Raw genomic sequence first — 8,420 nt, 5'->3', positions numbered from 1 at the left:
CGCCATTGGCGGCGCGGGCGGCGGCGGCGGGGTTGCCGGCATAGGCGGCGATCTTCGCCCTGGGCCGGGCCTTCGTCACGTCATCCTGCCAGTTCTGCCACAGTGCGTCGGCCAGCGCCTGATTGGCCTGCCTGGCTTCGGGCGATTGTTCGGAGCGGGTGAAGGGTTCGACGAAGCTCTTGTAAGTGCCGACGCGGTAGACATGGGTGTTGACGCCCAGCTTATCGATCAGCCCCTTATAATAGAGGTTCGAACCACCCCGGCCCATGATCGCGACGCCGCCCAGCGGGTCGGCCCACACTTCGCTCGCATGGGCGGCCAGTTGATAGCTGTCGTCGCTGTAGAGCGTCGCATAGGCCAGCACCGGCTTTTTCGCGGCGCGCACGGCGTCCAGCGCCTTGCCCACGCGGGTCATCGCCACCTGTCCGCCGCCGATGAAGCCGTCGAGGTTGAGCACCACGGCCTTCACCTTGGCGTCGCCCTTCGCCGCGTCCAGCGCGGCGACGATGTCGGACAGGCGATATTCCTTCGTTTCGGGGGCGGAGCCGCTCAGCAGCGCCACCGGGCTGACTTCGGCCGGCTGCTCGACAATCGTGCCGTCCAGGTCAAGCAGCAGCGCGCCTGAACTCACGGATTTGGCCGGCTTGGGCGAAAAGGACAGGGCGGCGTAGAGCGCGCCGAAGAACAACAGCAGGAAGAGGAGGACCAGTCCGTCCTTGATCGCGACCAATATGCGCCACGCGCCCTTCACAAATGCCAAGTTGCTGCTTCCTTCTTCTGGATCGGTCCAACGGCTATCGCATCGCGGGATCGACTGCAATGTGGGCGGCGATGCCGCGCCTGCAAGGCTTGCGTGTCGCGTTTGGGGCGTTATGGGAAGCGCAACGAACGACCAAGCGCAGGAGACGTGCCCGATGCCCACTCTCGTCCTTATCCGTCACGGCCAGTCGACCTGGAACCTGGAAAACCGCTTTACCGGCTGGTGGGACGTGGACGTCACCGAAAAGGGCGTCGGGGAAGCGCGCGCGGCGGGCCGGTTGATGGCCGAAAAGGGGTTGGACTTCGACATTTGCTATACCTCGCTCCAGACCCGCGCGATCAAGACGCTCGATCTGGCGCTGGAGGAAATGGGGCGGCTGTGGCTGCCGGTCGTGAAGGACTGGCGCCTCAACGAGCGCCATTATGGCGGCCTCACCGGGCTTAACAAGGCGGAGACGGCCGCCCGGCACGGCGACGCGCAGGTCAAGATATGGCGCCGCAGCTTCGACGTTCCGCCGCCGCCGATGGAAGCGGGCAGCGCATTCGACCTGTCGCAGGACCGGCGCTACGCCGGTATCGCCATTCCGTCGACCGAGAGCCTGAAGGACACGATCGCCCGCGTCCTGCCCTATTGGGAAGAGACCATCGCCCCCGACCTGAAGGCCGGCAAGCGGGTGCTCATTTCCGCCCATGGCAATTCGCTACGCGCGCTGGTCAAGCATCTGTCGAACATCCCCGATGACGAGATCACCGAGCTGGAAATCCCGACCGGCCAGCCGATCGTCTACCAACTGGCGGATGATCTGAGCCCCACCGACCGCTATTATCTGTCGGAGCGGTAGGAAGCGAGGGTCGCTTCGCCCATTTTGCCCGAATCCACATTGCCCCTTGGCGGCCCGGCCGCTAAGGGGCTTTGCTTTCCGGGCGGCCGTTGATGGCCGTCGCGCCAGGGGAAGCAGCATATGAGCGGGGCAGTTGAGGTCGGCATCATCATGGGGTCGCGGTCCGATTGGGAGACCATGCGCCATGCCGCCGAAACGCTGGAAGCGCTGGGCGTCGCCCATGAATGCAAGGTGGTGTCGGCGCACCGGACCCCGCAACGCCTCTATGACTATGCCCATGGCGCCGCCGCGCGCGGCCTGAAGGTCATCATCGCCGGCGCGGGCGGCGCGGCGCATCTGCCCGGCATGGCCGCGGCGATGACGCGCCTGCCGGTGCTGGGCGTGCCGGTCGAATCCAAAGCGCTCAAGGGGATGGATTCGTTGCTGTCCATCGTCCAGATGCCCGGCGGCATCCCCGTCGGCACGCTGGCGATCGGCAAGCCGGGCGCCATCAATGCGGGGCTGCTGGCCGCCGCCATCCTTGCCACCAACGATCCGGCGCTGGCCGATCGGCTCGACGTCTGGCGCGCGCGCCAGACCGATGCCGTCGCCGAAACCGTCGAAGACTGATGGAAATAGCCACGACATGACGACCATCGCGCCCGGCTCCACCATCGGCATTCTCGGCGGCGGCCAGCTTGGCCGGATGATCGCCATGGCGGCCGCGCAACTGGGCTATCGCACCCATATTTTCGCGCCGGAGGAAAGTGGCCCGGCCGCCGATGTGTCCCCCAACTGGACGCGCGCCGCCTATGAGGATGCCGACGCGCTCGCCGCCTTTGCCGACAGCGTCGATGTCGTCACCTATGAATTTGAGAATATCGATCCGTCCGCGGTCGACACATTGGCGGGCCATGGGCTGGTGCGTCCGGGCGCGGAGGCGCTGCGGATCGCGCAGGACCGGCTCGCCGAAAAGCGTTTCGTCTGTGACCTGGGCGGGCTGACCGCGCCCTTCGCGTCGGTCGAGAGCCTGGACGATCTGGAAGCGGCGATCGCGACGATCGGCAGCCGCGCAATCCTCAAGACCAACCGCATGGGCTATGACGGCAAGGGGCAGGCGCGCCTCAACGAACCGGGCGATGCGGTCGGCGCGTGGAACGCCATCGGGCGGCAGAGCGCGATCCTGGAAGGCTTCGTCACCTTCGCCGAGGAATTTTCGGTGATCCTGGCGCGCGGCGCGGACGGGACGGTGCGCTTTTGGGATTCGGCCGCCAATGTCCATGTGAACGGCATCCTCTCCACCTCGGTCGCGCCCGCCGGCCCGTTGATCGAGGGGCAGGTGGATCAGGCCCGCGCGCTTGCGCGGCAGGTGGCGGACGCGCTGGACTATGTCGGCGTCCTGACGCTGGAATTTTTCGCCAGCGCCGATGGCCCGGTGTTCAACGAAATGGCGCCGCGCGTGCATAATAGCGGGCACTGGACCATCGAGGGGGCGGTGACGAGCCAGTTCGAAAATCATGTCCGCGCCATTTGCGGCCTGCCGCTGGGTGAGACCGGCCTTGCCGCGCCGTGGGTGGAGATGCGCAACCTGATCGGGGACGAAGCCGGGGATTGGCTGGCGATCCTGTCCGATCCGGCCAATCACCTGCATCTCTACGGCAAGCATGAGGCGCGCCCCGGCCGCAAGATGGGGCATGTGACCCGGCTGGTATTTTGATTTCGCACGGAATGACATAGGGACGGGGCCATGAGCCGCACCGAAATCACCCTCGTGCTCGCCCGCGCCGACAATGGCGTGATCGGCAGGGATGGCGACCTGCCCTGGCGGTTGCCGGCGGATTTGAAGCATTTCAAGGCGGTCACCGCCGGTCATCCGATGGTGATGGGCCGCAAGACCTTCGACAGCCTGCCGGGCCTGCTGCCGGGGCGCCGCCACATCGTCCTGACCCGCGACCCGGACTGGTCGGCGGCGGGCGCGGAGGTCGCGCATGACGTGGAGGGCGCCATCGCCCTGGTGGATGCGCCCAAGACCATGGTGATCGGCGGCGCGGAAATCTATCGGCTGTTCCTGGGCCGTGCCGACCGGATCGAACTGACCGAAGTGCATCTCGACGCGCAGGGGGATGCCAGCATCGCCTATCCTGATCCCGCGCACTGGCGGGAGACGGCGCGCGCGGATCATTCGGCGGCGGACGGGCGCCCGGCCTACAGCTTCGTCACCTTCGCGCGGCGGCGATGACCGGCGAGCGGGGCAGGGCGTCGCATCCATTGCCACGCCCCGGCCACCCCCCTATAGGCCGCGCCATGGAGCGGCTGACAAGCAGCGCCCCCATGCCCGCCCATCTGCGCGGGAGCATCATGGCGCTGGGCAATTTCGACGGCTTTCATGCCGGCCATCAGGCAGTGGTGGGCCGCGCGATCGCGCGCGCGCGCGCGGAGGGGCGCCCGGCGATCGTCGCCACCTTCGACCCGCATCCGATGCGCCTGTTCCAGCCCGATACCGCGCCTTTTCGCCTGACCACGCTCGACCAGCGGCAGGCGCTGTTTGGCAGGGCCGGGGCCGACGCGATGCTGGTGTTCGAATTCACACCCAGCCTCGCCGCCCTGGACCCGGCCGCCTATGTCCGCCTGCTGACCGAGGATATGGGCGTGGTCGCCGTCGTCACGGGCGAGGATTTCACCTTCGGCAGGGGGCGCAGCGGCACGATCGACAGTTTCGCGCGGCTGGGCCTGCCAGCGCAGGCGGTCGCGCCGGTCATTGATGAAGAGGGGGCGATTTCCTCCAGCCGCATCCGCGCCGCGCTGCGAGCGGGGGATTGCGCCACGGCGACGGGCCTGCTCACCCGTCCTTTCGCGATCGAGGGCGTCGTCCAGCATGGCGACAAGCTGGGCCGCACCATCGGCTTTCCAACCGCCAATATCGACCTTGGTCCCTATCTGCGTCCCGCTTACGGCATTTATGCCGTGCGCGGCATATTGGCGGACGGCCGCGTCTTTGATGGCGCGGCGAACCTGGGCATCCGCCCCAGCTTCGATCCGCCAAAGGAATTGCTGGAGCCGCATTTCTTCGATTTTTCCGAGAGCCTCTACGATCAGGTGGTGCAGGTGCAACTGATCGAATATCTTCATGCCGAGCGTACATATGACGGCCTCGACGCCCTGACCGCCGGCATCGCGCAGGACTGCGCGGATGCGCGGCAAATCCTTGCAGCCACGCCCTTCGTCGCGTAGGGCACGGCGCTAATTGCCCAACCTCCGTTGGGTTCGAACTGCTTCGAACCCGACGGATCCAGAATAAGCGCACCCATGACCGACCAGCCCGCCAAAGACTATAAAGCCACCGTCTTCCTGCCGCAAACCGACTTCCCGATGAAGGCGGGCCTTGCCCAAAAGGAACCCGCCATCGCGGCGAAGTGGGAGGCGATGGGCCTTTATGACCGGCTGCGCGAAAAGCGGGCGGGGCGTGAGCGCTTCATCCTGCATGACGGCCCGCCCTACGCCAATGGCGACATCCATATGGGCCATGCGATGAACAAGGTGCTGAAGGACATCATCGTCCGCAGCCAGTCGCTGCTGGGCAAGGACGCGCCCTATGTGCCGGGCTGGGATTGCCACGGCCTGCCGATCGAATGGAAGATCGAGGAGGAATATCGCAAGAAGAAGCTGAACAAGGACGAGGTTCCGCCCCAGGAATTTCGCGCCCAGTGCCGCGCCTATGCCGACAAATGGGTGGGCGTGCAGCGCGACCAGTTCAAGCGGCTGGGCATCATGGGCGATTGGGAAGACCCCTATCTGACCATGAAGTTCGATGCCGAGGCGACGATCGTGGGGGAATTGCTAAAGTTCGCGCAGAGCGGCCAGCTCTATCGCGGCGCCAAGCCCGTCATGTGGTCGCCGGTCGAGAAAACGGCACTGGCCGAGGCTGAGGTTGAGTATGAGGACGTGACGTCGACCCAGATCGACGTGGCGTTCGAGATCGTCGAAGCGCCGAACGCGCCGGAACTGGTCGGCGCCCACGCGGTGATCTGGACGACCACGCCCTGGACGATCCCGGTGAACCAGGCGATCGCGTTTGGGGAAGAGATTGAGTATGTCCTATTGAAGGACGGCAGCTCGACGTGCTCTTACCTCGTCGCAAAAGACCTCGCTGTTGCTTTTCAAGGTCGAGGCGGCAACTCGGTTGTCGGTACATTGTCATACCACGAAAGTGAATGGCAGGTATTCAAAGGCAAAGACCTCACCGGAGCCATCGCCCGCCACCCGATGCACGCGCTCGGCGACTTCTTTGCAAAGCCCCGTCCTTTCCTCCCCGCTGACCATGTCACGACCGACGCGGGCACCGGCCTCGTCCATATGGCGCCCGACCATGGTGAGGAGGATTTCATCGCCTGCAAGAAGCTGGGCATCGACCCGGTCTTTGCGGTCAATGATGCGGGCTTCTATCGCGAGGACTGGGAATGGCTCCCCGGACAGGGCAGCGTTATCAACACCAAATTCAACGGCCCCGAAGGCCCGATCTGCGCGGACCTGCGCGCGGCAGGCGCCCTGCTGAGCGCCAGCGACTTCCGTCACAGCTATCCCCATAGCTGGCGGTCCAAGGCGCGGATCATCTATCGCTGCACGCCGCAATGGTTCATCCCGATGGACACGCCTCAATCCGTCATGCCGGATTCCGCTGGCGTGACGGCAGTGAATGGGAATGGCGCAACCCTGCGCGAAATCGCGCTCGATGCGATCGCCCAGACCCGCTGGGTGCCGGAGCGTTCGACAAACCGCATCCGCTCCATGGTCGAAGGGCGTCCCGACTGGGTCATCAGCCGCCAGCGCGCCTGGGGTGTGCCGATCGCCCTCTATGTCCATCGCAAGAGCGGCCAATATCTGGTTGATCCGGCGGTCAATACCCGCATCGTCGAAGCGTTCAGGGCCGGCGGCGCGGACGCCTGGTTTGGCGCGGATCATCAGGCGTTGCTCGGCCCCGACTATGACCTTGCCGACTATGAGGTCGTGAACGACATTCTCGACGTCTGGTTCGACAGCGGCTCCACCCACAGCTTCGTGGTCGAAGGCCGCTATGGCGAAGGCGCGCGCGCCGACCTCTATATTGAGGGGTCGGACCAGCATCGCGGCTGGTTCCAGTCCTCGCTGCTGGAAAGCTGCGGCACGCGGGGGCAGGCGCCCTATAAGGCGGTGCTGACCCATGGCTTCGCGCTCGACGGCACTGGCAAGAAAATGTCCAAGAGCCTGGGCAATGTGGTCGATCCGCTCAAGATCATGAGCGAGAGCGGCGCCGACATCCTGCGCGTCTGGGTCGCCAGCACCGACTATTTCGATGACGTCCGCATCGGCAAGGAAGTGCTGGCCGGTTCGTCCGACGCCTATCGCAAATTGCGCAATACGTTCCGCTACATGCTTGGCGCTCTTTCCGATTATGATGAAGAGACGGAAGCCGTTTCCTACGCTGAAATGCCGGAACTGGAGCGTTATATGCTCCATCGCCTGGCGCAGTTGGACGCGGAACTCAAGTCGGTCGTGGACAAGGCTGCGGGCAGCGAGAACTGGCTGGAATTCAGCCGCTACACCCGCGCCATCTTCGATTTCGCCAACAGCGACCTCAGCGCCTTCTTCTTCGACATCCGCAAGGACTGCCTCTATTGCGACGCGAAGGGCGATCCCAAGCGGCGCGCCTATCGCACGCTGCTCGACACGCTGTTCCATGCGCTGGTCCGTTATGTCGCGCCGATCATCCCCTTCACCGCTGAGGAAGTGTGGCAAAGCCGCTTCCCAAGTGACGAGGACAGCGTCCATTTCCTGGAGTGGCCGGAGATCGACCATCATTGGATCAACCGCCATCTTGATGAGAAATGGACCGAGCTGCGCGACCAGCGCGAGCAGGTCAATGAAGCGATCGAACCGCTGCGGCGCGAAAAGATCGTGCGCTCCAGCCTGGACGCCGACGTCACCATGGGCGAGTTGCTGCCGGTCGGCGATGTCGATTTCGCCGAAGTGGCGATCGTCGCGCGCGTGACCATGGGTGAGGGCGACGGCATCGCGGTCCGGCCCAGCGAATGGCATAAATGCGGCCGCTGCTGGCGCAAGCTGCCCGAAGTGACCGAGGACGGCGCGCTGTGCGATCGCTGCGACGCGGTGCTGGCGGCATGAGCGTCAATCATCGTCCGCTGGGCCTGACCGTCGCGATCGTGACGCTCGCGCTGGACCAGCTCATCAAATATACCGTCACCTATCCGCTGGCGCTCAAGAGCCGGGCGGATGCCGGGATCGACATCCTCCCCATTTTTCGGCTGCGCTGGCTGGAAAATCGCGGCGTTTCCATGGGCTTCTTCCATGCCGATACCGATGCGATGCGCTGGGCGCTGGTCGGTATGACCTTCCTGATCGCGACCTTCGTCGGCGTGTGGATGTGGCGGGAAAAGGCGCGGCAGGACGTCGCGGCGCTGGGCCTGGTGCTGGGCGGGGCGATCGGCAATATCGTGGACCGCATAAGGTTGGGCTATGTCGTTGATTATGCGGACCTGCATTTCGGCGAATGGCGGCCCTTCCTGATTTTCAACCTGGCGGACGCCGCCATCACCATCGGCGTGCTGATCCTGCTTGCGCGGGCGCTGCTGCTGCGCGACAAGAGCGCAAAGACGGAGACTTTGAAGTGAAGCGTAAACTGATCCTCGCTGCCGGCCTTGTTGCAACCCTGTCCGCTTGTGGCGGCGGCCGCGGCCTGATGGGCCGCGACCGGCCCGATGAATTCGCCGTTTCGCGTCAGGCGCCGCTGGTCGTGCCGCCCGATTTCGCGCTTGTGCCGCCCGCGCCGGGCACGCCCGCGGCGGC

The 8,420-nt window shown here is 65.2% G+C and carries 9 protein-coding genes; 8 read left to right on the top strand and 1 reads right to left on the bottom strand.

Annotated features, from left to right (window positions below; genetic code table 11):
- Window positions 1-760, bottom strand: a 760-nt coding sequence (locus C100_RS29260) for a S49 family peptidase (protein ID WP_037529771.1), incomplete at its 3' end; no start/stop codon positions are given.
- Window positions 761-914: 154 nt separating this feature from the next.
- Here C100_RS29260 and gpmA point away from each other — a divergent pair.
- From gpmA to C100_RS47740, 8 genes are all read left to right on the top strand, one after another.
- The gene (gpmA, locus tag C100_RS29255) at window positions 915-1,601 is read left to right on the top strand and encodes a 2,3-diphosphoglycerate-dependent phosphoglycerate mutase (RefSeq protein WP_031308747.1); all 687 of its coding nucleotides are present in this window, start codon (window positions 915-917) and stop codon (window positions 1,599-1,601) included.
- A gap of 120 nt (window positions 1,602-1,721) precedes the next feature.
- Window positions 1,722-2,210, top strand: coding sequence for a 5-(carboxyamino)imidazole ribonucleotide mutase (purE, locus tag C100_RS29250; protein WP_024018592.1), 489 nt, complete (start codon window positions 1,722-1,724; stop codon window positions 2,208-2,210).
- Between the two features lie 16 nt (window positions 2,211-2,226).
- On the top strand, window positions 2,227-3,297 hold the full coding sequence (locus C100_RS29245) for a 5-(carboxyamino)imidazole ribonucleotide synthase (protein ID WP_024018591.1): 1,071 nt from the start codon (window positions 2,227-2,229) through the stop codon (window positions 3,295-3,297).
- Window positions 3,298-3,327: 30 nt separating this feature from the next.
- The gene (locus C100_RS29240; protein WP_024018590.1) at window positions 3,328-3,819 is read left to right on the top strand and encodes a dihydrofolate reductase; all 492 of its coding nucleotides are present in this window, start codon (window positions 3,328-3,330) and stop codon (window positions 3,817-3,819) included.
- 65 nt (window positions 3,820-3,884) lie between these two features.
- Window positions 3,885-4,811, top strand: a complete 927-nt coding sequence (gene ribF / locus C100_RS29235; RefSeq protein WP_024018589.1) for a riboflavin biosynthesis protein RibF — start codon at window positions 3,885-3,887, stop codon at window positions 4,809-4,811.
- Between the two features lie 75 nt (window positions 4,812-4,886).
- Window positions 4,887-7,739, top strand: coding sequence for an isoleucine--tRNA ligase (gene ileS / locus C100_RS29230; RefSeq protein ID WP_024018588.1), 2,853 nt, complete (start codon window positions 4,887-4,889; stop codon window positions 7,737-7,739).
- The gene (gene lspA, locus C100_RS29225) at window positions 7,736-8,245 is read left to right on the top strand and encodes a signal peptidase II (protein ID WP_024018587.1); all 510 of its coding nucleotides are present in this window, start codon (window positions 7,736-7,738) and stop codon (window positions 8,243-8,245) included. Before ileS ends, lspA begins: the two co-directional genes overlap by 4 nt.
- Window positions 8,242-8,420 (top strand): DUF3035 domain-containing protein (locus C100_RS47740; RefSeq protein WP_152536403.1); only part of this gene is annotated, 179 nt, incomplete at its 3' end. The genes lspA and C100_RS47740, both read left to right, overlap by 4 nt.

The sequence above is a fragment of the Sphingobium sp. C100 genome, from assembly GCF_000508185.1.
Taxonomy (GTDB): Bacteria; Pseudomonadota; Alphaproteobacteria; order Sphingomonadales; family Sphingomonadaceae; genus Sphingobium.
The sequence above is the reverse complement of the archived record's forward strand: the minus strand, read 5'-3'. Positions and strand labels throughout refer to the sequence as shown.

Coding starts and splice junctions, on each gene's coding strand:
- gpmA (WP_031308747.1), top strand. CDS start 915: ATGCCCACTCTCGTCCTTATCCGTCACGGCCAGTCGACCTGGAACCTG.
- purE (WP_024018592.1), top strand. CDS start 1,722: ATGAGCGGGGCAGTTGAGGTCGGCATCATCATGGGGTCGCGGTCCGAT.
- C100_RS29245 (WP_024018591.1), top strand. CDS start 2,227: ATGACGACCATCGCGCCCGGCTCCACCATCGGCATTCTCGGCGGCGGC.
- C100_RS29240 (WP_024018590.1), top strand. CDS start 3,328: ATGAGCCGCACCGAAATCACCCTCGTGCTCGCCCGCGCCGACAATGGC.
- ribF (WP_024018589.1), top strand. CDS start 3,885: ATGGAGCGGCTGACAAGCAGCGCCCCCATGCCCGCCCATCTGCGCGGG.
- ileS (WP_024018588.1), top strand. CDS start 4,887: ATGACCGACCAGCCCGCCAAAGACTATAAAGCCACCGTCTTCCTGCCG.
- lspA (WP_024018587.1), top strand. CDS start 7,736: ATGAGCGTCAATCATCGTCCGCTGGGCCTGACCGTCGCGATCGTGACG.